We start from the raw sequence: 22,902 nt of genomic DNA, 5'->3' as shown, positions 1-22,902 counted from the left end.
CTGTTTCCTGGTCGCCCGCCCTACGGCGCGACGGGCGGGAGCGGCTCCGGCAGGGCAGGACCCGCCGGGTCGGCGCGGGCGACGCGGCCCACCCGCTCCGCGTTGACGCGGGCCTGCACGTAGCGGGGCGACAGGCGGGTGGCGGCGGCGTAGGCGGCGCGGGCCTCCTCCATCCGGCCCAGACGCTCGCAGGCGACGCCCAGGTTGTTCTGCACGTAGGCCACGTGCGGCAGGAGGCTGGCGGCCTGGGTGAGGACCTCCACGGCGCGCGCGTTGTCGTTGGCGCGCAGGTAGGCGAAGCCCAGGTTGTTGAGCGCGTGGCCGTGCTCGGGGTCCAGGTGCACCGCCTGCTGGAAGCGCAGGATGGCGGAGGTGAGCTCATGGGCGCCCAGGTGCGCGCGGCCGAGCACCTGGTACACCTCCGCGTCCTCCGGGTCGCGCAGGAGCGCCTCCTCGCCCACGCGGACGGCGTCCGGGAAGCGGCCCTCCGACACCAGCAACCGCGCCTGCTGCACCAGCGCCCCCGCGTCAAAAGGCTCCGCCTGGCCCAGCCGGGCGTACGCGTCGATGGCGAGCTTCATGTCCCCGGCAACCCGGGCCGTGCGCGCCAACTGCGCCAGGGCGTCCGTGGCGCCCGGGTCGTCGTGCAGCGCGCGGCGCAGCTCCGTCACGGCGCCAGACAGGTCCCCCAGGTCGCGCAGGCCCAGGGCGCGGGCCACGTGGTCCACCCGGCGGGCGTGCGTGTGCGGCAGCGCCAGGGCGTCACCGGAGACGGGGGCGTCGGCGGAGGGCTCCATCGGGGCGGTTTCGTCCACGAGGCGCGGGGCGGCCATCATCGAGAGCTCGTGGCCCGGGGCCTCCAGAGGCAGAGTGGGAGCGGCGGCGACAGGGGCCTGTCCGGCGCGGGCCTCCATGGCGTGGGAGAGCCAGGGCTTGAGCAGGCGGGGCAGGGGGACGTCCTCCCAGGCGGCGAGCCCCAGGGCGGCGAGCGCGGCGGGGATGAGGGCCTTGCGAAGCGCGGGCGGCACGGTGAAGCGCCGGAAGGAGGCGGTGCGACGGGGCCGGCTGCGCGTCTTCGGGTTCATGGCACTCCCCTATTGCGACCGGTGTGCCAACGGATTTCCCCTCGGGAGGCCGGCGGGTGTGTCCCTGGGGCCACAGGCGCGAGGGGAAAAGCGTGGCAGGGGCGTGGGCCGCGTGCGACGGTCCGCGCCGCATGCGAATCGCGACCTGGAACGTGAACTCGGTGAGGGCTCGGCAGCAGCGGTTGGTCAACTGGCTGAAGAGCGCCCAACCCGACGTGCTGTGCCTGCAGGAACTCAAGTGCACCGACGCGGACTTCCCCTTCGACGTGGTGAAGGAGGCGGGCTACTTCGCCGCGGTGCACGGGCAGAAGACGTACAACGGCGTGGCCATCCTGGCGAAGACGGAGCCCACGGACGTCATCCGGGGCCTGTCGGACGGGGTGGATGACACGCACGCGCGCTTCATCAGCGCGACGGTGAACGGCATCCGCGTGGTGAGCGCGTACGCGCCCAATGGGCAGCAGGTGGACTCGCCCGCGTACGTCTACAAGCTGGAGTGGTACCGGCGGCTGCGGAACTACCTGGACACGCGCCACAAGCCGGACGACCTGGTGGTGATGGGCGGGGACTGGAACATCGCGCCGGACCCCATCGACGTGTACGACGTGGCGCAGTGGGAAGGGCAGACGCTCTTCACGTTGCGCGAGCGGGACGCGCTCCAGCAGGTGTGTGCCTTTGGCCTGACGGACGCGTTCCGCAAGCTCTACCCGGACGTTCAGAAGTTCTCCTGGTGGGACTACCGGATGCTGATGTTCCCCAAGAACAAGGGCGTGCGAATCGACCACCTGTTCCTCACGGCGCCGCTGGTGCCCCGGCTCACGGCGTGTGACGTGGACCGCGAGGAGCGCAAGGGGCAGCAGCCGTCGGACCACGCGCCGGTGTGGCTGGAGTTGAAGGACTGAGTAGAGTCAGAGGCATGTCCGTCCTCCGACTTGGAAGACCCTGGAGATGAAGTTCTCCGCGTGGGTCCTGTGCCTGTTCCTGGCAGGGTGCGCCTCGGCGCCGGTGCCCGCGCTGGAGCCGTGGAGCAGCGCGGAGCACTCCGACGGGGATGACCCCTGCGAGAGCGCTGACCGGTGCGTGACGCTGGTCTGCGCCGACGGTCTGTGCGGGCTGTATCGCTGCGAGGACGCGGGTGCCCTGCTGGCTCGCGGCGGAATCCGCCCTCCAGTGGCGTCGGCTGCGCCCGGCTCCGGGCCTCGGCGCCACTGGGGCAGTGCCCAGCCGCTTCCGGGCGACCGGGAGGCCATCTTCGTCATCCGTTGGTACAACCACCCGGCGCCAACGCCGACTGATGGGCGGAAGCCTTCAGGCTCGGGATGGGTTCGACATCATCTCTATCCGCAGGAAGCCCTCCTCGCGACGTTCTTCAAGCGTCGAGCGAACATCAACGTGCATGACTTCACGATGGTGATCCCGCGTGCTGAACATGTGAGGTTGCACGGCGTAGGAGGACGGGGTGGCCCCTGGAATCAGACGTGGCGCGACTTCGCCGAGACACACCGGAACGCATCCCCGAAGGAAATCCAGGACCAGCTGGCCCGGATGATCGTCGACTTCAACATCACGGGACCCATCGTTCCCTACTATTTCATGCGTTGAGTCCCAGGAGGACTGCGTGAAGTTCTTCAGGCTTCGCCCCGCGGAAGGCCCTCGCTTCACCGGCTTCCTGGATGGTGTTCATCAGTGGGGGCTTCCTGGTGGGCTCTGCCCGGTATGCGAGGCCAGTCCCGGAGGCCTGGGCGAGGCCTATCCATCCGTGGACCTTTCGGGCTGGACGCATCGGCGGGAGCTCGCGGAAGCAAGGCAGGTACCCCTTGAGGAATATGAACGCCTGCGTGAGTTGCTGAGGCCTCACACTCCGCCCGGTGCCCTCCTCCTGCCAGATGCGGAGTTCGGCATCCTCCGAGCGAAAGCCTCGGGCCGATGGGGCGCACTGCATCTACCGTACGCGTGGTTGCTGGTGATGCAACGCGAGGCACTTGTGCGGGTGCGCGAAGCAGGGTTCGACCTCCTCGCGAGCGACATGGACCTGCACTTTCGAGGCAAGGCTCCGGCCGTGGAGTTGGTGGAAATCGAGCTGCATCCTCGGGGCCGCCTCCACGACAGCTGCTTCCCCGGCGGACGTGAGCGCCCGTGTCAACGGTGTGGACGTCAGGGGGGCCGCTTGCCGGATGAACCCGTGCTGGATGGGAGCACCCTGCCCACCGACATGGACCTGTTCCGCCTCAGTGACTACACCACGGTCATCATCGCCAACGAGCGGTTCGTGGACGCCGTGACTCGGCTCGAGCTGGAGGGTGTCGTGTTCAAGGAACTGCCAGTGCTCTGAGCGGAGGCCCCACGCTCATCCACTTGTTCCTCACGGCTCCGCTGGTTCCAAGGACTGAGTAGAGTCAGAGGCATGTCCGTCCTCCGACTTGAATGCACGAAGTGCGACCAGACGTTTACGCCGGGCAAGGTGTGGAACCTGTGCACGGCGTGTCAGGCGCCGCTGTTCGCGCGCTACGACCTGGAGCGCGCGGCGAAGACGTTGCGCAAGGAAGCGCTGCCCGGACGTGAGCGCTCCATGTGGCGCTACCACGAGGTGCTGCCGGTGGATGACCCGGCGCAGCGCCTGACGTTGGGGGAGGGCTTCACGCCGCTGCTCCCCACGCCCCGGTTGGGCTCACGGATGGGGTTGAAGCACGTCCTGGTGAAGGACGAGAGCGGCAACCCGACGGGCTCCTTCAAGGCGCGGGGCCTGTCCGCCGCGGTGTCCATGGCGAAGGCGCTGGGCGCGAAGGCGGTGTGTCTGCCCTCCGCTGGGAACGCGGGCAGCGCGCTGGCGGCGTACGCGGCGCGGGGCGGGCTGGAGGCGCACGTCTTCGTGCCGAAGGACATCGCGTCGCTGTTCCTGATGGAGACGCGGGCGTACGGGGCGCACGTGGAGACGGTGGACGGACTCATCTCCGACGCGGGCCGGGTGTGCGCGGGGCTGGCGAAGGAGCATGGCTGGTACGAGTGCGCCACGCTGAAGGAGCCCTACCGGGTCGAGGGCAAGAAGACGATGGGCTACGAGCTGGCGGAGCAGCTCGGGTGGACGCTGCCGGACGTCATCCTCTATCCGACGGGTGGAGGCACGGGGCTCATCGGGATGTGGAAGGCCTTCGAGGAGATGGAGGCGATGGGGCTCATCGGCTCGAAGCGGCCGCGCATGGTGGCGGTGCAGGCGGAAGGCTGCGCGCCCATCGTGAAGGCTTACGCGGAAGGCAAGCCGGACGCGCCCATGTGGCAGGGCGCGACGACGCACGCGCACGGCCTGCGGGTGCCCAAGGCGCTGGGGGACTTCCTCATCCTGCGCGCGGTGAAGGACAGCCACGGCACGGCGGTGTCGGTGACGGAGGAGGAGATCGTCCAGGGCACGAAGGACGCAGCCGCGGCGGAAGGGCTGTTCATGGCGCCGGAGGGTGGCGCGTGCGTGGCGGCGCTCAAGAAGCTTCAGGCCGCCGGGGACGTGAAGCCGGAGGAGACGGTGGTCGTGTTCAACACGGGCACGGGCTTCAAGTACGTGGAGAACATGGCGCCCCTGTGGTGAGCGCCGGGTTTCTGGATGGCTGGGATTCAAGAATGAGAATCCAAGAACCTGGTTGGCGCGGCGCGAGATGAACATGTGTCGCGAGGCGTTGGCGCGGTGTGTTGAATGAAAGCCGGATGTATTGCTTGTCTTTGTGAAGGCAGTTCGTACGATGGGTGAATGCACTTCGTTCAGATCGAGATGGGCAACGAGCGCCTGGCCGAGAACGTGAAGTACTCGGTGTTGGACAACAAGCTGGCCCGGTTTGTGACCATCGTGGGCAGCACCCGGAGCTTCACCGTTGAAAATGGCATCAAAGACACGAAGGCCTTCGTGGTGACCTTCCAGACGGAGAAGCTGGAGGAGATCAAGACGATGATGACGGACCCGACGCTCAGGGTCGCGTCGATGGCGGCCTGGGAAATGTCGGCCTGAGGTGAGCAGACCCCTGGGGCCGCCGCCGCGTCCGCCCGGAATGCCGCCTCCGCCAGAAGTCCCGGAGGTCGAACCGGTGGGCTCGGCGCACATGAAGCCGGACGGCACGCTGGAGCTCCGGATGTCCGCACGCGGTCCCGGGGCCATCGCGGGAGAAGCGCTGTTCATCCTCAAGCCGGATCATCCCCGCTACGCCGGGGTGCTCGACCACCTGGGCCCGATTGAGCCCGGTGGTTACGCGAGGGTGATGCCGTTTCCCCCGGGCGTGTTCTGACTGGGGATTGATATGAAGGCGCTCGATGCGAGCGAGCGCCTTCGTATTGTTCGTGCTGCTGACGTCCTTCCTTGGGGGCTGCGCATCCGCCCCCTTGCCCGCCCTGGAGGATTGGGGCGCGGCGGAGGACGACGCCTGCGAGGGGCACGACCGGTGCGTGGCGCTGGTCTGTGCCGACGACCTCTGTGGGCTCTACCACTGCGAGGACACCGGTGTGTTGCTAGCGCGAGGAGGCATCCGGCCTCCCGTGTCATCAGCGGCACCCGGTTCAGGTCCCCGGCGCAATTGGGGCAGTGCCCAGCCGCTTCCGGGTGACCGCGAAGCCATCTTCGTCATCCGCTGGTACAACCATCCCGCGCCTCCTCCTCCACCGGATGGCAGGAGGCCTTCAGGCTCCGGATGGGTCAAGCATCATCTCTACCCGCAGGAGCCGGGTCTCGCGATCTTCTTTAAACGGCAGGGCGGTATCAACGTGCATGACTTCACGATGATCATCCCCCGCGCGGAGCACGTGCGGCTGCATGGCGTGGGGGGGCATGGCGGCCCCTGGAATCAGGCGTGGCGCGACTTCGCTCGCAGCAACACGCGGGCCACCCCGAAGGAAATCCAGGATCAGTTGGCTCGGATGATCGTTGACTTCAACATCATGGGTCCCATTGTTCCCTACTACAGGCTTCAATAGGTGCCGGGAGGACGCGTGAAGTTCTTTGAGGTGCACCCAGCGGAAGGTCCGCGCTTCACTGGTTACATCAATGGTGTGCACCGATGGGGGCTTCCGGGGGGACTCTGCCCGGTCTGCCATGCGAGCCCGGGTGGACTGGGAGAGGCGTATCCGTCCGTTGATCTCTCGGGCTGGGCCCATCGTCAGGAACTCGTGGAGGCCCGGCAGGTTCCGCTCGAAGAGTATGAGCGATTGCGTGAGCTGGTTCGGTCCCAGGTTCCCTTCGACGCCCCGTTGTTCCCAGGTGCTGAGTTCGGGCTCCTCACAGGAAAGGCCTCCGGCAAATGGGGAGCGATCCATCTGCCAGAACCATGGACCCTCGTGATGCGGCGTGACGCACTGGAGCTCATGCGCGAAGAGGGCATCGCGCTTCGTGCCAGCAAGATGGACCTGCGGTTCCTGGGCCGGGCGGAAGTGGAGTTGCTGGAGATCGAAGTGCATCCCCGTGGCCGAGTGCACGACAGTTGTTTCCCTGAAGGACGAGAACGTCCGTGCGAACGGTGCGGACGTCAGGGAGGCAGCTATCCGAATGAGCCCATCCTGGACGGACACACCTTGCCCAGGGATCAGGACCTGTTCCGGCTGACGGACTACACGACCATCCTCTTCGCCACGGAGCGCTTCGTGGAGGTTGCCGAGCGCCTTGGCCTCGAAGGCGTCGTGTTCAAGGAGATACCCGTCCTCTGACCTACGGAGCCACGTCCAGTCGCGTCCAATCCGCGGCGACCTGGAGCTCCAGCACACCGTCTTCAAAACGGTGTGACAGGGCTCCGGTCACCTTCCGCACGGACGTCAACCCATACACCCGGAGGGTCTCCTCCGTCCGGGCTCGCGCGAGCGTCCCTGTCTCGCTCCGCTCCAACTGAAACACCCCCGCCGTGACTCCGCCGCGCAGCTCCGTGAGCCGTGACTCTCCGTAGCCGTCTCCCGCGTCCTCGTAGAGCCGGCCGTATATCTCCACCGCTGCGTGCACGTGCCACTCCAGGTGCTTCCAGTTCGCGTCCGTGGTGTGCATCGCGGGCCGTGTAAGCGCCACCGCGCCTCCCGCGCGCAGCCACACCGGCACCGTGTCCAGCGGCCCATCCGCGATGACGTGCTGTCCTCCCTCGCGCACCTCCCCCGTCCACTCCAGTCCTGGCCACTCCAGCCATTCCCCCGCTGGCAGATACGCCAGCCGCTTCGTCTGTCCAGGCCGCACCACCGGCGCCACCAGCAGGTCCCTTCCGAACAGGAACTGATCGAACGCACCCGCCGCCTCCGCGTCCCCGGGCGCCTCCATCAACAGCGGCCTCAGCGGCGCGATCCCCGTCTCCGACGCTTCGTGCATTAGCGTGTACAGCGTGGGCAGGAGCCGGTACCGCCGCTCCAGCGCCGCTCGCGCCAGCGTCAGGTAGGGCTCTCCGAACCGCCACGGCTCCTGCGGCGACGTTCCCTTGCCCGCGTGATTGCGCATCAGCGGGTAGAACGTACCCGTCTGCATCCAGCGCACCAGCAGCTCGCCGTTCGCCCGGCCGATGAAGCCCGGGATGTCCACCCCCGTCAGCGCCACCGCCGCCAGGCCCAATCCCATCAACATGGGAAGTGATGTCTCCAGCTGCGTCCAGTGGCTGGAGTTGTCCCCCGTCCACACCGCCGAGTAGCGCTGGATGCCCGCGAACCCCGCCCGCGTCAGCAGGAACGGCCGGGACTCTGGACGCAACTCGCGCAAGCCTTCGAACGCGCCCTTCGCCATGCCCAGCGCGTAGACGTTGTGCACCTCCAGGTGCCGCTTCTCCCCGTGGCGCGCGTCGTACGGCAGCGTCTTGCCCTCCACCTGGCCAATGCCTTCCGCGCGCTCGCTCGTCAGCGTGAGGATGCCCACGTCCGGCTGCACCCCGAAGCACGATGGCTCGTTCATGTCGTTCCAGAACCCCGCCACGCCCATCGCCACGAAGTCGCGATGCAGGCCTCCCCACCAGCGCTGCACCTCCGGCCGCGTCAGGTCTGGGAACACCGCGGGCTTGGGCCACACCTCGCCCACCAGCACGCCGCCCCGGTCGTAGCGCACCAGGTAGTCGCGCGCCTTCGCGTCCTCGTACACGTTCCAGCCCGGCTCCAGCTTCAAGGCCGGGTCGATGATGGGCACCAGCCGCACGCCCTGCGCCGCCGCCTCGCGCACCAGGCCGGCAGGGTCCGGGTAGCGTGCGCTGTCCCAGGTCCAGACCTTGTACCCATCCATGTAATCGATATCGAGATACACGCAGTCCAGCGGCAGGTTCCGCTGCCGGTAGCCCTGGATGACGCCCCGGATGTCCTCCGCGTTCTCGTAGCCCCAGCGGCTCTGCTGCGCGCCCAGGCTCCACAGCGGGGGCAGGGGAGGCCGCCCCGTCAGCGCCGCGTACCTTCCCACCACGTCCGCGGGCATGGGCCCCGCGAAGAGGTAGCAGTCCAGCTCCGGCCCCCACGACTCCCATGCCACCCTCGACGCGTCCGCCAGCGCCACGTCCACCTCCGAGCGCCAGGACTCGTCCAGGAAGAACCCCCACGCCACGCCGTCGCGCAGGCCCACGAAGAACGGGATGGACTGGTAGAGCGGATCCGTGTCCGGATGGTGCGGCACCACGTCCGTGTTCCAGAACGTGAAGTGCATGCCGCGCTTGTCCAGCGGGCCCACCTTCTCGCCGAACCCCAGGTAGCGCTCTCCCTCCGGCGCCCGCAGCTTCATCCGCGCGCGGTGACGGCTCATCGGATACGCGGCCTGCACCTCACCGGACACGTCCACGCAGCGCGCCAGCTCCCGCCCCTTCGCGTCCTGGAAGCGCCACGTCCCCGACTCCGTATCCACCTCCAGCGACACGCCCTCCGCCGTCACCCGCGTGCGCTCGCCGTCGCGCTCGACCTTCAAGGGGTGGCCCCCTTCGGCGATGACGGACCAGGATCGCTTGCCGGGCAGCTCGGGATGGAGGAAGCCGATCTCCGACGACACCGGCGCGTGCCTCAGCCGCAGCGCTCCGGGCAGCGGACACGACACCTCCAGGACGGCATGCCGGCCGGACAGGCGCAGCCGGTGGGGTTCGACGTGGGCGTCAGTGACGTGCATGCCTCTCAATCTAGGGAGCGCGCGCGGCCTGCACCCGCCTTTCCTCCCGGGCCCGTGCGATGCTGTGCACTGCCATGACGCCGCCCCCTGATCCGCTGCCGTTCCCGGACAGTCTCTGCCACCGCTGCGCCGCGCCGCCCCGCTACGTCCAGACGCGGACCTCCACCTTCATCATGTGTCCGCTCCTGCCCCAGAAGTACGCGCCCCAGCCCGTGCGCGCGTGCTCTCTCTTCCGTCCCATCGAGCCCGGCGCCACAACCGAATAGCTCTCTCAGGCTCCAAGGACGAGCAGGCAGCGGGGCGGCAAGGCCATTCCCCGCGCGGCATCCGTACCTTTGTCACAAGCAAAGGAGCCTTCATGGCCAGCCGTCGGAAGACCCACGCCGCCCCCCGGCGCAAGCACGCCGCCGCCACGCCCGCGAAGCGCGCCGCGCGCAAGAGCCACGCGTCCGCCAGCGCCAGCGGCCGGTATACGAATCCCGCGCTGCGCGAGCGCCTCAAGAAACGCATCATGAAGAGCGACAAGGGCGGCCGCGCCGGCGAATGGAGCGCGCGCAAGGCCCAGCTCCTCGCCGCTGAATACAAGAAGGCCGGCGGCGGATACCGCGGGGCTCGCGGCACCTCGCAGCGCCACCTGTCGTCCTGGACGAAGGAGGAGTGGGGCACCCAGGACGGCGGCACCCGCGCCCGCCACGGACGCACCACCGCGCGCTACCTGCCCAAGAAGGCCTGGGCCCACCTGAGCCCGGCCCAGAAGAAGGCCACCGAGCGACGCAAGCGCACCGGCTCCCGGGCCGGCCGCCAGTTCGTCGCCAACACGCCCGCCGCACGCCGGGCGAGGAAGCAGGCCACGAAGCGCTAGCCCGCGCCTCCTGGCCCTCCCTTCATTCCGGAGGCGTGCGACAGGTCCCGCCAGGCCGGCTCGCGCTCGTGGCATAGAGTGCGGACCTCCTGGAGGCGGGAAGCTCACACGCTCCGGGAGACGGAGAGGACGTCATGGACTGCGACTGGCTCATCATCGGCTCGGGGTTTGGCGGCAGCGTCAGTGCGTTGCGGCTCGCCGAGAAGGGCTATCGCGTGGTGATGCTGGAGAAGGGCCGGCGCCTCCAGGGCCAGGACTTCCCCAAGTCCAACTGGAACCTGAAGCGCTGGCTGTGGATGCCGCAGCTCGGGTGGCGCGGCCTCTTCAAGATGACCTTCTTCCGCCACGTCACCGTGCTGTCCGGCGTCGGCGTGGGCGGCGGCTCGCTCGTCTACGCCAACACGCTGCCCATCCCGCGGGACGACTTCTTCGACGCCACCTCCTGGGGCCACCTGGCGCCGTGGAAGGAGGAGCTCGCGCCGCACTACGTGACCGCGCGCCGCATGCTGGGCGCCACCGTCAACCCGCTCAACACGTTCCCCGACCAGGTCCTGCGCGAAGTGGGAGAGGACCTGGGCCGCCCCGACTTCCAGTCCACCACCGTGGCCGTCTACTTCGGCGAGCCCGGCGTCACCGTGAAGGACCCGTACTTCGGTGGCGAGGGCCCGGACCGTACCGGCTGCAACGCGTGCGGCGGCTGCATGCTGGGCTGCCGCAACAACGCCAAGAACACGCTCGACAAGAACTACCTCTACTTCGCGGAGAAGAAGGGCCTCACCCTCCACGCGGACACGGAGGTGACGTGGGTGCGCCCCCTGCCCGGCGGCGACGGTTACGAGGTGACGGCGAAGCAGGGCACCGGCTTCTTCAAGAAGACGCGCCGCTTCACCGCGAAGCACGTCATCTTCGCGGGTGGCGTGCTGGGCACCATGGATCTGTTGCTCAAGCTCAAGGACGCGCCGGACGGCCTGCCCAAGCTCTCCGAGCGCGTGGGCGACGGCGTGCGCACCAACTCCGAGGCGCTCATCGGCGTCATCAGCGGCAAGAAGCAGAAGGACCGCGACCTGTCCCGGGGCATCGCCATCGGGTCCATCCTCCACACCGACGAGCACTCGCACCTGGAGCCCGTGCGCTACCCGGCGGGCTCCGGCTTCTTCCGCCTGCTCATGGCCCCCCACGTCCCTGGCGCCACCGCGTGGTCGCGCGTGGCCCGGCTGGTGGGGCTGCTCGCGCGCCGGCCCCTGCGCTTCCTCCAGGCCTTCTTCGTCCCGGACTTCGCGCGCCGCACGATGATCCTCCTGTACATGCGCACCATGGAGGGCCACCTGCGCATGCGCCGCGGCCGCGCGCTCACCACCGGCTTCCGCTCCGGCCTCACCACCGGCCTGCAGGAAGGCCCCGCGCCCACCGCGAACATGCCGGAGGCCTTCGACCTGGCGAAGCGCGTGTCCGACAAGCTGGATGGCTACCCCATGACCATGGTCAGCGAAACGCTCATGGGCATCCCGACCACCGCGCACATCCTGGGCGGCGCGTGCATGGGGGACTCGCCAACGACAGGCGCCATCGACGCACGACACCGGCTGTATGGGTATGAAGGGCTGTACGTGGTGGATGGCGCGGCCATCTCCGCCAACCCAGGCGTGAATCCCTCACTCACCATCGCCGCGCTCGCCGAGCGCGCCATGACCTTCATCCCCGCCGCCCGGGAGCTGCCTCGGGGCGACACGGACGCCACGCTCGAAACACCCTCGCGCGCCCACGCCGCCATCTCCTGACACGCGCCCGCGGGGCGTGTACGCGAATGCCCCCTGTGCCCCCTTGGGACCTGGGGGCGGGCACCATTGGTCAGACGTGAGCGCAGGCCTTGTACTCCAGTCCTGATTTCGGCGTGTCCGGTGGACGCAGGAATGCCCCGCTTGTCATTGTTGGCTGCGAATGCACGGGCTGGCGCCACCCCGGCGCTGTCCCTCTCCGTCGGTATTGGAGCCGACAGTGTTCAGGCACCGGCACTTTACGTGCCCCCAGGCAGCATGGCTGGCCTGGAGAGTTCCGTGTAGTTCATATTTTACATGATTATCCGTTTTCGCCACCAGTCCGGTCAGGTGAAGAGATGACTTCGTTCATGTCAGCCTTTTCCATTCATGTTCCGGTGAATGTCTCACCAGGCCTGGAGGGCCGGGCCGCGGCGCTTCTGGCATTGCAGTTGCGCGAGTCGCGCAAGCGGGTGGATGGCCTGTTCACCTGGCTGATGTTGGGGCAGTGGACGGCGGCGGTGCTGGTGGCGGTGTTCGTGTCTCCCTATGGGTGGGAGGGCAAGGTGCGCGCGCTGCACCTGCACGTGCAGACGGCGGTGCTGCTGGGCGCGGCGCTGAGCGTGTTCCCGGTGATGCTCACGCGGCTGCACGCGGGGGAGACGGCGACGCGCCACGTGGTGGCGATCAGTCAGATGCTCTGGTCCGCGCTGCTCATCCACCTGACGGGGGGCCGCATCGAGACGCACTTCCACATCTTCGGCTCGCTGGCGGTGCTGTCGTTCTACCGCGACCCGAAGGTGCTGCTCACCGCCAGCCTGGCCATCGTCGTGGACCACTGCATGCGGGGCGCGCTGTGGCCGGAGTCCGTCTACGGACAGCCGCACCCGGAGTGGTGGCGCTTCCTGGAGCATGCGTTCTGGGTGGCAGCCATCGACGTGGTGCTGGTCGTCGCCTGCCGGGACGCGCTGCGCGAGCTGGGAGAGCGGGCCGGGCGTCAGGCCCTGGCGGAAGTCACCCTCGAGGAGGAGCTGGCGCTGCGAGCGGGACAGCTGGACGCCGCCGTGCGCGAGGTGCACGCCGTCCGGGGCCACGTGGAGCAGATGGAGCGGCTGGCGTCGCTGGGGCAGCTTACCGCCAGCGTCAGCCACGAGCTGCGCAACCCGCTGGCGGCCGCGCGCACCGCGCATGCGTTCGTCCAGCGCCGGCTGCGTAAGGTGGAGACCTCCCCCACGGATCCGCGCATCGCGCGCTTCCTGGACATCATCGACCGGGAGCTGCAGGCGTGCTCGGTCATCATCTCCGACCTGCTGGACTACGCGAAGGGCCGGCCTCCGCGCCGCACGCCCTGTCCGCTCAAGCCGCTGGTGGAGGAAGCCATCAGCGTGGTGCCGTGCCCCGAGGGCGTGCGCGTGAACAACCAGGTGCCGGACGGGCTGCCGGTGCCGCACCTGGACCGCGAGCAGTTCCGCCAGGTGCTGGTCAACCTCATCCAGAACGCGGTGGAGTCCATTCCGGCGGAGCGCTCCGGGACGGTCTGCGTGCACGCCGATGCGTTGGGGGAGGGCGGCTGGAGCCTGCGCGTGACGGACGACGGGCCGGGCATCCCCGCGTCGCTCCTGGAGCGCATCTTCGAGCCGATGTTCACCACCAAGCTGCGCGGCACCGGGCTGGGGCTCGCCATCGTGAAGCGGCTGGTGCAGGGACATGGCGCGCGCATCCAGGCGGAGAGCGACTTCGGCCATGGCTCGCGGTTCACCGTCCTCTTCCCTGAGGCGTCTCTTCTCTGAGGCGTACGCGCCGGCTGCCGCGGCGCATCCCTGAAGAGAGCAGCAGCACGTTGGCGATTCGCATGTGGGGCGTGGGCTCACGCGATAACGGAGGCAGGCATGCAGGCACAGGCGAAGCCGTACCCGGAGGCGGGTGCGGTGGATGCGGACTGGGCAGTGCGGCGCATGGCGGCGACGGAGCTGGACACCGCCCGGGGGATGTTCTTCCTGGGGGTACTGGAGACGGTGCGCACCGGCGTGGGTGAGGAGGCGGTGGCCGCCTGCCGGGCGGTCACCGACGAGCGCCGCTTCGTGGGTTTCTTCAACTACCCGGTGGCCACCTTCCTCAAGCTGGCGCAGGTGGCGGCGCGGCAGTTGTCACCCCGGTGGGGCGGGGTCGACGAAGCGCTGCGGCAGATGGGGATGCAGGCCACGCGAAGCTTCCTGGAGTCCGCGGTGGGGCGCACGTTCCTGCTCCTCGCAGCGGGTGACCCTCGCAAGCTCGTGACGAACCTGCCGTCCGGCTACCAGATGGCGGTGAGCTACGGGGAGCGCACCGTCGACTGGAAGGGAGAGGGGGACGCGCTGTTCGTCATGCGGCGTGACTTCATGCCGCCGGCGTATCACGAGGGGGTGCTGCGCGAGGTGCTCGCCATGGTGGGGACTCGGAACCCGCGGGTGCAGGGGCGCAAGCTGGGCCTGCTGGACACCGAGTACCACATCACCTGGGAGGTGCCCGCCTCGCTGCCCACGGAACCCCCCAGGCCATCCCGCTGGCGGGTGTTCCAGTAGGGCGCGTGGGGGACCGGGAGTTGGGGCCCGGTCCCCCGGGCGTCGGGCTCTGGATGGCGCGGGAACTTGCGCCTCCGGTGCGGGGGAGCACGATGGCGGGGCTCTCCTCGCACCGGGAGGTCTCTTCCTCGTGAGCAGCAGTGACAATCAGGAACGGACGGAGCGCTGGCGGCGGCTCCTGTCGGACACCCGCGTCGGGTCGGGACCTCGCTCCTCGCAGGCGGAGGATGCGCACCGGCAGCTCGACGAGCGCAATGACTACTCGCGGGACTACGACCGCATCGTCTTCTCCAGCGAGTTCCGCTGCCTGCACGACAAGACGCAGGTGTTCCCGCTGTCGACGAGCGACTACACGCGCACGCGCCTCACGCACAGCATCGAGGCATCCTGCGTGGGCCGCTCGCTGGGCCATCAGGCCGGCCTGGGGTTGAAGCTGCAGGGCGTGGAGTTGGACCCATCGCACCTGGGCACCATCGTGGCGGCGGCGTGCCTGGCGCACGACATCGGCAACCCGCCGTTCGGCCACTCCGGAGAGGCGGCCATCCAGCACTGGGTGGGCCAGCGGCTCTCGCGGCCAGGGGAGGGGACGAAGAGCCCGTTCGCGACGGAGGCCGAGTGGCGGGACCTGTGCGACTTCGAGGGCAACGCTCAGGGCTTCCGCATCCTCAACCGGCTCCAGTCGCGCGAGCGCCGGGGCGGGCTTCGCTACACCGCCGCGACGCTGGGGGCCATGAGCAAGTACCCGCGTCCGTCGGTGCTGCCCGGCTCGCGGCAGAAGACGAAGGGCGTCGTGTCGGAGAAGAAGTTCGGTTACTTCCAGGACGACGTCGACCTGGCGTTGGAGGCGTACCGCGCCACGGACCTGCGCGAGCGCGAGCCCGGCGTGTTCAGCCGCCACCCGCTGGCCTTCCTCGTCGAGGCGGCGGACGACATCTGCTACGCGGTCATCGACCTGGAGGACTCCGCGAAGCTGGGGCTCGTGTCCATGGAGCGCGCGTGTCAGCTCTTGGAGTCGGTGCTGCCGGAGCCCACGGTCCGCAAGCCGCCCCGGCACCTGGAGACGCGGATGGCGCAGGCGCGGGCCCGGGCCATCGGGAAGCTCATCCCGAAGTGCGTGGAGGCCTTCGTGGAGCACGCGCACGACCTGGAGGCGGGGCGGACGGAGACGTCGCTCACCGCGCTCAAGCCGGACGTGCGCGCGCAGCTGGAGGAGATCACCGACTTCACCCGCGAGCATGGCTACTGGAGCGAGCGCGTGCTCCAGATTGAGAGCGCGGGCTTCAAGACGCTGGGCGGCCTGCTGGACATGTTCGCCCTGTCGGTGGTGGCGGAGTCCCCCAACGCGGAGGAGAAGAAGCTGCGGCAGCTCTTGCCCATGGAGTGCTTCCAGCGCCCGGAGTTCGCGGCATCGGATGAAGCGGCGCCGAGGCCGCTGCGCAGGGACGAGGCCATCCAGCGGCTCACGCCGTACCAGCGGCTCTTGTGCGTGACGGACTACATCACCGGCCTGTCGGACAGCCGCGCGGTGGAGCTGTACCAGCGCCTGTCTGGCATCCAGCTGCCCACGTAGGCCCTCGGGCGTCCGGAACGTGCGGTGCCGGCCGCCGGGCGCTACGCTTGCGCCCATGTGTGGCCGAGTCACCGTCCGGACCTCCCCCGCGCAGCTCGTCGCCGAGCTGGAGCTCGCGGGCGCGCGCGCGACGCTGGAGCGCGAGCGTTTCAACCTCTGTCCCACGCAGCTGTTGCCCGTGGTGCCCAACGACGGCGCCCGGCTGCTGGACGTGTTCCGCTGGGGGCTCATCCCGTCCTGGGCGAAGGAAGCGTCCATCGGCAACAAGCTCATCAACGCGCGCGGTGAGACGGTGGCGGAGAAGCCCAGCTTCCGCTCGGCGCTGAAGCGCAGGCGGTGCCTGGTGGTGGTGGACGGCTGGTACGAGTGGAAGCAATCCACGAAGCCCAAGACGCCGTACTTCTTCCACCACCGCGACGGGAAGCCGCTGGCGCTGGCGGGCCTCTGGGAGGAGTGGACGGCGCCGGACACGGGCGAGGTGCTGCGCACCTGCACCATCATCACCACGAGCCCCAACGCGCTGATGGCGCCCATCCACGACCGGATGCCCGTCATCCTGTCGCCGGAAGGCCAGTCCGTGTGGCTTCGCCCGGAGCCGCAAGAGGCGTCCGTCCTGCTGCCACTGCTCGTCCCCGCGATGGACGCGCCGCTGGACGTCTACGAGGTGGCGCGCGGGGTGAACTCGCCCGCCAACGACAGCCCGGAGTGCGTGGCCCGCATCGCGGCTTGAGCCGCGCTTTCTATTCCCCCGTGGGCGCGCAGTAGGGCGCCACCGCCTCCTTGAACAGCTCCATGTGCAGGGGCTTCTGCAAGGTCCCGACGACGCCGGCCATGTGCTCCGTCTGGAAGCTGGCGGTGAGCACGAAGACGGGCATCCCACACAGCGTCGCGTCGTCGTTCATCCGGCGGAGGAATCCGTGTCCGTCCATCACCGGCATCATCAAATCCAGTAGGACGATGCAGGGCTTGCGGCAGGAAGCCAGCGCCAGTAATCCCTCCTCACCATTGGTCGCCGTCAGCACGGAGTAGCCTTCGAATTCGAGGTAACGGGCCATCACTTCCAGCTCTGGCTCGTCATCGATGAGGAGGATCAAGGGCGGGGTTGTCGCGTCGGGCACGGCTCTCTCTTCCGTGTGGTCAAAGGAAAGCTAGGTCGCCCGAACACCGCACTGCCCAGGGCCCACCAATGATTCCGGGCCGGCGGTTCCATCCACGGCCAGTGAGGCAGGGGGCTGGCTGGCCGTCTGCCCTGAAACAGTGGCGCCGCGGCCCGGGACACTTCCTGGGTGCTCTGGAAAAAGCCCTCTAGGATTCGCGCCATGACGTCCTCCGACAGGGTCGCGCCAGGCAGGCGCCGGCGCATCGCCGTGGCCTCCCTGACGGGGCTCGCCGTACTGGCCGGTGCCGGCCTGTTGGCAGTGGAGGCATGGTTTCAGGGGAGGTTCGAAACCCCGCTGCGTCTGCACCGCGAAGCGCTGGCCGCGAACGTGGACGCCTACTGCGCCGAAGAGGCCATGCTGGGCGCCGATCCCTGGTTCCATGAAGGCCGGACGGAAGGGGACGCGGGGCTGTTGCTCAACGCCTGGCTGCCCTGGTCGCGCGACCTGAAGCGGCCCCCTCCAGAAGGCTCGCCGCTCGTCCTTCCCGAGTCGCTTCGCGAAGAGGCCCTGGACCTGAAACAGGGCCGGTGGCTCACCGCGAACATCGACGTGTCTCGCCTGGACTTCGACTGGATGGTCCGGCTGCTGGCCTATGACCGGTGGGACCTGTTCAACGGCAGCCCCCTGAGCGCCGAGGGCCGCTTCAACTGGGCCGCCGGTGAGGTCCCCGACCTCTTCCTCCTCCAGCGCTGGGCGAAGTTCCGCATGCTCCACGGCTTGAGGACAGGCCACCCGGTGGAGGCCGCGCAGCAGGTGCGCCACCTGGCGTGGCTGAGCCTGCGCACGGACTCGCTCGTGGGCGGCTCGCTCGCCGTCAACCTGCTCGACATCGAGCGGCTCGCGCACGACGCCATGCCTTCGCCCCCGGAGGACTGGACGCCCATGCCCGCCGAGCAGACGGCCCGGATGAACGCCCTGCTCCAAGCGGCCCCCCAGTTCGCGGGACTCGCCGCCCCGCCGGACGTGGCCCGGAAGGCCCGCGGCTGCGCGACGGAGGCGAACCGGTGCATCGCCCTGACGGAGACCGCCTTCCACGCGCGGCTCTTGGAGTCCTTCGCGGCCCCCTCCCTGGATGAGGCCACCGCCGCGCTCGACCGCGACCTGGCGGACGCCGGCTGCCCCACGCTCGCAGCGCATGAGGTACGCACGCGAGGTGTGACGTTGGAGGACCCTGCATCAGAAATGTCCTCCCTGGCCTCCTCCGTGGCATGGATCCCCTGGACCCCCGGCCAATGGGCCCGCTCACGCATCGCCCGGGGCGTCCTCGCCAGCACCCTGGGTGACCTCACGCCGCTGCATGGAAACAGAACGAAACATCCCGCCCCCCTGCATGGCCAGGCAGGCCTTCCAACCCCCTGAATCGCCGTCCCGGGAGCACCGGGAAAAGGCCTGCGCCTGCCCACCTCCACGGTTTTCCGTGGATGACATGGAACTGGCGCCTCGACTGACCTACAGTTCTTGAACGGAGGGGGAAGTTTGCCCGAACTGCCACCCAGCGCGTATCCGGCCTTGTTCGAGCACACGCGTGACGGCGTGCTCGTCCTGGACCCGACCCTGCGGGTCGTGGCCGTGAACCGCGCCGCGGAGGCGCTGCTGGGCCCTCGCGACCTGTGGGTGGGGCAGTCCGTGGAGGGCGTGCTGCCGGGTTGGACGCCCCCCCAGGTCTCTTCCCCGGGCGACGCTGCCCTGGAAACGGAACTCCCGGTGGGCCCGGTGCGCTCCGTGCGGGTGCAGGCGGTGCCGCAGGACGGCGGCTGGCTGCTGCTGCTGAGGGGCCTGGACGCGGCCCTGGCGGCCGAGTCCATCCTCCGGCAGCAGAAGGAGTTCTTCGAGGCGGTGGTGCGCCACAGCCCGGTGGCCATCGTCACCATCAGCCGCGCCTTCGAGGTGCTGTCCTGGAACCCCGCCGCGGAGCGGCTCTTCGGGTACGCGCCGCAGGAGGCGCTGGGCCGCAACATCCTCAAGCTCGTGGCCAACGTGGACGACATCCGTCCGCAGGCCGAGGAGACGTCGCGCGAGGTGCTGAGCAAGGACCGCGTGCACGTCGTCACCAAGCGCGTGCGCAAGGACGGCACGGTGGTGGACGTGGAGCTGCGCGCCATGCCGGTGACGGTGGCCGGCCAGTCCATGGGCTTCATCGCCATCTACCACGACGTCACCGACCTCCAGCGGGCGCGCCAGTCCGCCGAGGACGCCAACCAGGCCAAGAGCCTGTTCCTGGCCACCGTGAGCCACGAAATCCGCACGCCGATGAACGCCATCATCGGCATGGCGGGGCTGCTGATGGACACGGCGCTCACGCCCGAGCAGCGCGACTTCGCGTCCACCATCCGCCAGAGCGGGGACGCGCTGTTGGGGCTGCTCAACGACATGCTGGACTTCTCCAAGATCGAAGCCGGCCGGGTCGAACTGGAGCAGCAGCCCTTCAACCTGCGGCAGTGCGTGGAGTCCGTGTTGGACCTGCTCGCCATGCGCGCGAGCGAGAAGTCCCTGGACCTGGGCTACCACGTCACGGACGAGACGCCCGTCAGCGTGGTGGGCGACGGCGCGCGCCTGCGGCAGGTGCTGCTCAACCTGGTGGGTAACTCGGTGAAGTTCACCGAGCGCGGCGGGGTGTCCATCTCCGTGGACACGCCGCGCCAGCCGCTCGCGCCGGGCGGCCTCTTCGAATTGCACTTCTCGGTGCAGGACACCGGCCTGGGCATCACCGAGGCCGCGCGCGCGGGCCTCTTCCAGCCCTTCAACCAGCTGGACGAATCCGTGTCGCGCCGCTACGGCGGTACGGGGCTGGGGCTGGCCATCAGCAAGCGGCTGGTGGAGGCGATGGGCGGGCGGCTGTGGATGGAGAGCGAGGGCGTGCCGGGCAAGGGCGCCACGTTCCACTTCACCTTCCAGGCGCGCGAGGCCCCGCGCGGCGCGGAGGCCCTGCGTCCGGACGCGCTGAAGCTGCACGGCCGGCGCGTGCTGGTGGTGGACGACAACGCCATCAACCGCAAGCTCCTGGGCCGCCAGCTGGCCGCGTGGGGGATGGCCATCGTGGAGGTGGGCTCCGGCGCGGAGGCGCTGGCCAGGCTGGAGTCCGGGGCCCGCTTCGACCTGGCCATCCTGGACCACCGCATGCCGCTGATGGACGGCCCCACGCTGGCGGCGCACATCCGCCAGCAACGCGACGCGCGCGAGCTGCCCCTGCTGCTGCTCACCTCGTTTGATCAGCGCGACGCGCAGCCGCCCGGCCTCTTCACTGCGGTGCTGCCCCGGCCGGTGAAGGCGTCGCAGCTGCATGACGCGCTGATGACGTGCCTGGCCCAGGACCTCATCTCCGCCCGGCCCATGCCCGTCACGCCCGCGCCCGCCACGCGCGAGCGCTCCGTGTTCAACTCGCGCCCCGGCGAGCAGATGCCGCTGCGCATCCTGCTGGTGGAGGACAACCCCACCAACCAGAAGCTGGCGCTGCTGGTGCTGGACCGGTTGGGCTACCCGGCGGACACCGCGAACAACGGCCGCGAGGGGCTGAACCTCCTGGCGCGCAAGCGCTACGACGTCGTGCTGATGGACGTGCAGATGCCGGAGCTGGACGGCCTGGCGACGACGCGCCAGCTGCGCAGGGACATGCCCCTCGGCGAACAGCCGTGGGTCATCGCCATGACGGCCAATGCGATGACGTCGGACCGCCGCGAGTGCCTGGACGCGGGCATGGACGACTTCCTCAGCAAGCCCATCCGCGTGGAGGAGCTCATCTCCGCGCTGCGCCGCGCCTGGGAGCGCCTGCAGCGCGAGCCCGGGGCCGCCCCCTCCACCCGTGCACCAGTGGGCCCGCGCATGGGGGCCCCGCGCATCCGGGGCCTGGAGTCGGGCGCGCTGGAGCGGCTGTGGCAGTCCCTGGACGGGCAGGTGGAGCGGATGCTCCCGGAGCTCGTGGACACCGCGTTGGAGAGCATGCCCCGGCTGATGGAGGACGCGCGGGGGGCACTCGCGCGCGGCGAGCTGGAGAACCTGGCGCGCGCCGCGCACACGCTCAAGTCCAACGCGGCCTACTTCGGCGCGGCCATGCTGGAGTCGCTGTGCTGGGACATCGAGCAGCGCGCGGACGCCCGGGTGCTGGACGGGATGGAGCCGCTCGTCGCCCACTGCCAGAAGGCGCTGGACGAAAGCCGCCAGCTCCTGGAGCAGCTCAAGGGCACCGTGGTGTCCGGGCCAAGGCCTGACGCCTTCTAGGCGCGTTGGGGCGCGTTCGGGTCGCTGATGGTGAGGGGCTGCCGCTGACCATCCTTCGCGACGAGGCTCGCGGTGAGGGAGAAGTCCGGCCCCATGCGCAATTCCAGCGTGGTGGGGCCCGGGTGGGCCACGCGCCAGTCCGGCTCGATGCGCACGGTGCCCAACAGCTCGCGCTCCACGGTGGTGCGGTCCAGGGCCTCGAAGAGGGCCACCGGCACGGGGCCCGGCCAGGGCGGCAGCTCCAGGTCCACGGAGCGAGTGCCGGGCACCGGCGTGTTGGCGGGGAGCACCTCGTGCTGGCCGCCGCCGGGCACCATGGCGCCAATGGGCATGGGCACCACGTCCGACAGGCCGCTGATGCCGCGCGCCAGGTTGCGCCCCAGGATGGCCGCGCCCACGGCCACGCCCAGCTCCGGGTGCACTTCTTTATCCGACGACAGCTTCTTGAAGTGGGCCAGGCGCTTGCGGATGGCGGGCATGCGCGTCTGGCCGCCCACCATCACCAGCTCGTCGATGGCGTCCGGCTTCAGGCCCGCCTTCTCCAGCACGTCGTCGCACGCGGCGGCGGTGCGCTCGATGAGCTGGAACACCATGGCCTCCATCCGCTCGCGGGTGAGCGTGACGTTGAAGTCCACGAAGGCGCCGTCCTTCTGCGTGATGCAGGGGATGCGGATGGGGACGGACGCGCCGCTGGAGAGCGCCATCTTCGCGGACTCGGCGGCGAAGACGAGGCGCTGCATCACGACCTTGTTGCCGCGCAGGTCGATGCCGTGCTGCTTCTGGAAGTCGTCCACCAGCGCTTCCACGATGGCTTCATCGAAGTTGGCGCCGCCGAGGAACGCGTCGCCGCCGGTGGCCAGCACCTTCACCACGCGGTTCTGCACGGACATGAGCGTGACGTCGAAGGTGCCGCCGCCCAGGTCGAACACCATCACCGTCTGCTCGGGGTTGCGCAGGTTGGCGTAGTAGAGCGCCGCGGCGGTGGGCTCGTTGACGATGGCGCGCACGCGCAGGCCCGCCTTCTCCGCGGCGCGGCGGATGGCCTCGCGCTGGCGGATGGTGGCGTGCGCGGGCACGGTGAGCACGCACTCCTTGAACGGGGTCCCGGCCGCGTGCGTGGCCAGCGTGTTGAGGTGCTTGAGGATGAAGTGCGCCACGTCGATGAGCGGCGTCACCTTTCCGTACACCTCCACGGCGGTGTAGCCGTCCGGGCCCTCCACCAGCTCGAAGGCGAAGCGGTTGCGGTGGCGGGCCACGTACTCGGACTGGAAGCGGCGGCCCAGGAAGCGCTTGGCGCCGAAGATGGTGTGGCGCGGGTCGTCGATGATCTGCCGCCGCGCCGCGGGGCCGACGATGGCCTTGTCGCCCGCGTGGAACCACGCGATGGAGGGCAGCGTGAGGCTCTTGTCCGCGATGGGCACCACGCGCAGCTTGTTCGCCTTGTCGAAGAAGGCCGCCGCGGTGTTGGTGGTCCCGAAGTCGATGCCGAGGATGGGGGCGGCGCTGGTGCTCATGGGGGGCCTCCATCCTCGCACGTCCCGCCGCGCCGGGGCACCCGGCACGGCAGGCGGGATGTGCTCAGGGGTGCTCCCGGACAGCGCCATTCGCCTGGGCGCGGAGGTCGGTTGAA

The 22,902-nt window shown here is 69.4% G+C and carries 21 protein-coding genes; 17 read left to right on the top strand and 4 right to left on the bottom strand.

The window, feature by feature from the left end:
* Nucleotides 1–20 precede the first annotated feature (20 nt).
* The gene (locus tag D7Y04_RS25120) at nucleotides 21–1,085 is read right to left on the bottom strand and encodes a lipopolysaccharide assembly protein LapB (RefSeq protein ID WP_121760927.1); all 1,065 of its coding nucleotides are present in this window, start codon (nucleotides 1,083–1,085) and stop codon (nucleotides 21–23) included.
* 131 nt (nucleotides 1,086–1,216) lie between these two features.
* On the opposite strand from D7Y04_RS25120, the gene xth reads away from it, so the two are divergent.
* The 8 genes from xth (at nucleotide 1,217) to D7Y04_RS25080 (ending at nucleotide 6,758) form a co-directional block, all read left to right on the top strand.
* Nucleotides 1,217–1,987: an exodeoxyribonuclease III gene (xth, locus tag D7Y04_RS25115; protein ID WP_120581591.1), complete on the top strand. Its 771-nt coding sequence runs from the start codon at nucleotides 1,217–1,219 to the stop codon at nucleotides 1,985–1,987.
* Between the two features lie 46 nt (nucleotides 1,988–2,033).
* The gene (locus D7Y04_RS25110; protein ID WP_120595884.1) at nucleotides 2,034–2,687 is read left to right on the top strand and encodes a TIGR02269 family lipoprotein; all 654 of its coding nucleotides are present in this window, start codon (nucleotides 2,034–2,036) and stop codon (nucleotides 2,685–2,687) included.
* A gap of 16 nt (nucleotides 2,688–2,703) precedes the next feature.
* Nucleotides 2,704–3,417 carry a double-CXXCG motif protein gene (locus tag D7Y04_RS25105; protein WP_158627584.1) on the top strand — a complete coding sequence of 238 codons (714 nt, stop codon included), beginning with the start codon at nucleotides 2,704–2,706 and terminating at the stop codon, nucleotides 3,415–3,417.
* Nucleotides 3,418–3,489: 72 nt separating this feature from the next.
* The gene (locus D7Y04_RS25100; RefSeq protein WP_121760925.1) at nucleotides 3,490–4,662 is read left to right on the top strand and encodes a threonine synthase; all 1,173 of its coding nucleotides are present in this window, start codon (nucleotides 3,490–3,492) and stop codon (nucleotides 4,660–4,662) included.
* Between the two features lie 159 nt (nucleotides 4,663–4,821).
* Nucleotides 4,822–5,076, top strand: coding sequence for a hypothetical protein (locus tag D7Y04_RS25095; RefSeq protein WP_121760924.1), 255 nt, complete (start codon nucleotides 4,822–4,824; stop codon nucleotides 5,074–5,076).
* Between the two features lies 1 nt (nucleotide 5,077).
* Nucleotides 5,078–5,350 carry a hypothetical protein gene (locus tag D7Y04_RS25090; protein WP_147454555.1) on the top strand — a complete coding sequence of 91 codons (273 nt, stop codon included), beginning with the start codon at nucleotides 5,078–5,080 and terminating at the stop codon, nucleotides 5,348–5,350.
* Between the two features lie 25 nt (nucleotides 5,351–5,375).
* The gene (locus D7Y04_RS25085; protein WP_121760923.1) at nucleotides 5,376–6,032 is read left to right on the top strand and encodes a TIGR02269 family lipoprotein; all 657 of its coding nucleotides are present in this window, start codon (nucleotides 5,376–5,378) and stop codon (nucleotides 6,030–6,032) included.
* A 15-nt stretch (nucleotides 6,033–6,047) separates the two neighbouring features.
* Entirely contained in the window at nucleotides 6,048–6,758 is a 711-nt protein-coding gene (locus D7Y04_RS25080) for a double-CXXCG motif protein (protein WP_158627583.1), read from the top strand.
* A 1-nt stretch (nucleotide 6,759) separates the two neighbouring features.
* Here D7Y04_RS25080 and D7Y04_RS25075 read toward each other — a convergent pair whose 3' ends face one another.
* A complete protein-coding gene (locus tag D7Y04_RS25075; RefSeq protein WP_121760921.1) occupies nucleotides 6,760–9,150 on the bottom strand; it encodes a glycoside hydrolase family 31 protein in 2,391 nt (796 codons plus the stop codon).
* A 74-nt stretch (nucleotides 9,151–9,224) separates the two neighbouring features.
* Here D7Y04_RS25075 and D7Y04_RS25070 point away from each other — a divergent pair, with 74 nt between their 5' ends.
* The 7 genes from D7Y04_RS25070 to D7Y04_RS25040 all read left to right on the top strand — a co-directional run bounded on the left by D7Y04_RS25070 (nucleotide 9,225) and on the right by D7Y04_RS25040 (nucleotide 16,627).
* Entirely contained in the window at nucleotides 9,225–9,416 is a 192-nt protein-coding gene (locus D7Y04_RS25070) for a hypothetical protein (protein ID WP_120595877.1), read from the top strand.
* Nucleotides 9,417–9,508: 92 nt separating this feature from the next.
* Nucleotides 9,509–10,012, top strand: a complete 504-nt coding sequence (locus D7Y04_RS25065; RefSeq protein ID WP_120595876.1) for a hypothetical protein — start codon at nucleotides 9,509–9,511, stop codon at nucleotides 10,010–10,012.
* Nucleotides 10,013–10,146: 134 nt separating this feature from the next.
* On the top strand, nucleotides 10,147–11,790 hold the full coding sequence (locus tag D7Y04_RS25060) for a GMC family oxidoreductase (RefSeq protein WP_121760920.1): 1,644 nt from the start codon (nucleotides 10,147–10,149) through the stop codon (nucleotides 11,788–11,790).
* 347 nt (nucleotides 11,791–12,137) lie between these two features.
* Nucleotides 12,138–13,556, top strand: coding sequence for a sensor histidine kinase (locus D7Y04_RS25055; protein WP_121760958.1), 1,419 nt, complete (start codon nucleotides 12,138–12,140; stop codon nucleotides 13,554–13,556).
* A gap of 99 nt (nucleotides 13,557–13,655) precedes the next feature.
* The gene (locus tag D7Y04_RS25050) at nucleotides 13,656–14,327 is read left to right on the top strand and encodes a DUF2378 family protein (RefSeq protein WP_120595874.1); all 672 of its coding nucleotides are present in this window, start codon (nucleotides 13,656–13,658) and stop codon (nucleotides 14,325–14,327) included.
* Between the two features lie 130 nt (nucleotides 14,328–14,457).
* A complete protein-coding gene (gene dgt / locus D7Y04_RS25045) occupies nucleotides 14,458–15,897 on the top strand; it encodes a dGTP triphosphohydrolase (RefSeq protein WP_121760919.1) in 1,440 nt (479 codons plus the stop codon).
* A gap of 55 nt (nucleotides 15,898–15,952) precedes the next feature.
* The gene (locus tag D7Y04_RS25040; protein ID WP_121760918.1) at nucleotides 15,953–16,627 is read left to right on the top strand and encodes an SOS response-associated peptidase; all 675 of its coding nucleotides are present in this window, start codon (nucleotides 15,953–15,955) and stop codon (nucleotides 16,625–16,627) included.
* A 10-nt stretch (nucleotides 16,628–16,637) separates the two neighbouring features.
* Here the strand turns inward: D7Y04_RS25040 and D7Y04_RS25035 are convergent, their stop codons facing one another.
* On the bottom strand, nucleotides 16,638–17,015 hold the full coding sequence (locus D7Y04_RS25035; protein ID WP_233601567.1) for a two-component system response regulator: 378 nt from the start codon (nucleotides 17,013–17,015) through the stop codon (nucleotides 16,638–16,640).
* Between the two features lie 201 nt (nucleotides 17,016–17,216).
* On the opposite strand from D7Y04_RS25035, the gene D7Y04_RS25030 reads away from it, so the two are divergent.
* Nucleotides 17,217–18,416: a hypothetical protein gene (locus tag D7Y04_RS25030; RefSeq protein ID WP_120595871.1), complete on the top strand. Its 1,200-nt coding sequence runs from the start codon at nucleotides 17,217–17,219 to the stop codon at nucleotides 18,414–18,416.
* A gap of 117 nt (nucleotides 18,417–18,533) precedes the next feature.
* Nucleotides 18,534–21,272 (top strand): response regulator, encoded by a 2,739-nt coding sequence (locus tag D7Y04_RS25025; protein ID WP_121760917.1) that lies wholly within the window; start codon nucleotides 18,534–18,536, stop codon nucleotides 21,270–21,272.
* Here the strand turns inward: D7Y04_RS25025 and D7Y04_RS25020 are convergent.
* Entirely contained in the window at nucleotides 21,269–22,786 is a 1,518-nt protein-coding gene (locus D7Y04_RS25020) for an Hsp70 family protein (protein WP_120578852.1), read from the bottom strand. The genes D7Y04_RS25025 and D7Y04_RS25020 overlap by 4 nt on opposite strands.
* Nucleotides 22,787–22,902 lie beyond the last annotated feature (116 nt).

Source organism: Corallococcus sp. AB038B (assembly GCF_003668955.1).
GTDB lineage: Bacteria > Myxococcota > Myxococcia > Myxococcales > Myxococcaceae > Corallococcus > Corallococcus exiguus.
Note: the sequence above shows the minus strand (reverse complement) of the source record. Positions and strands in the feature narration are given on the sequence as shown.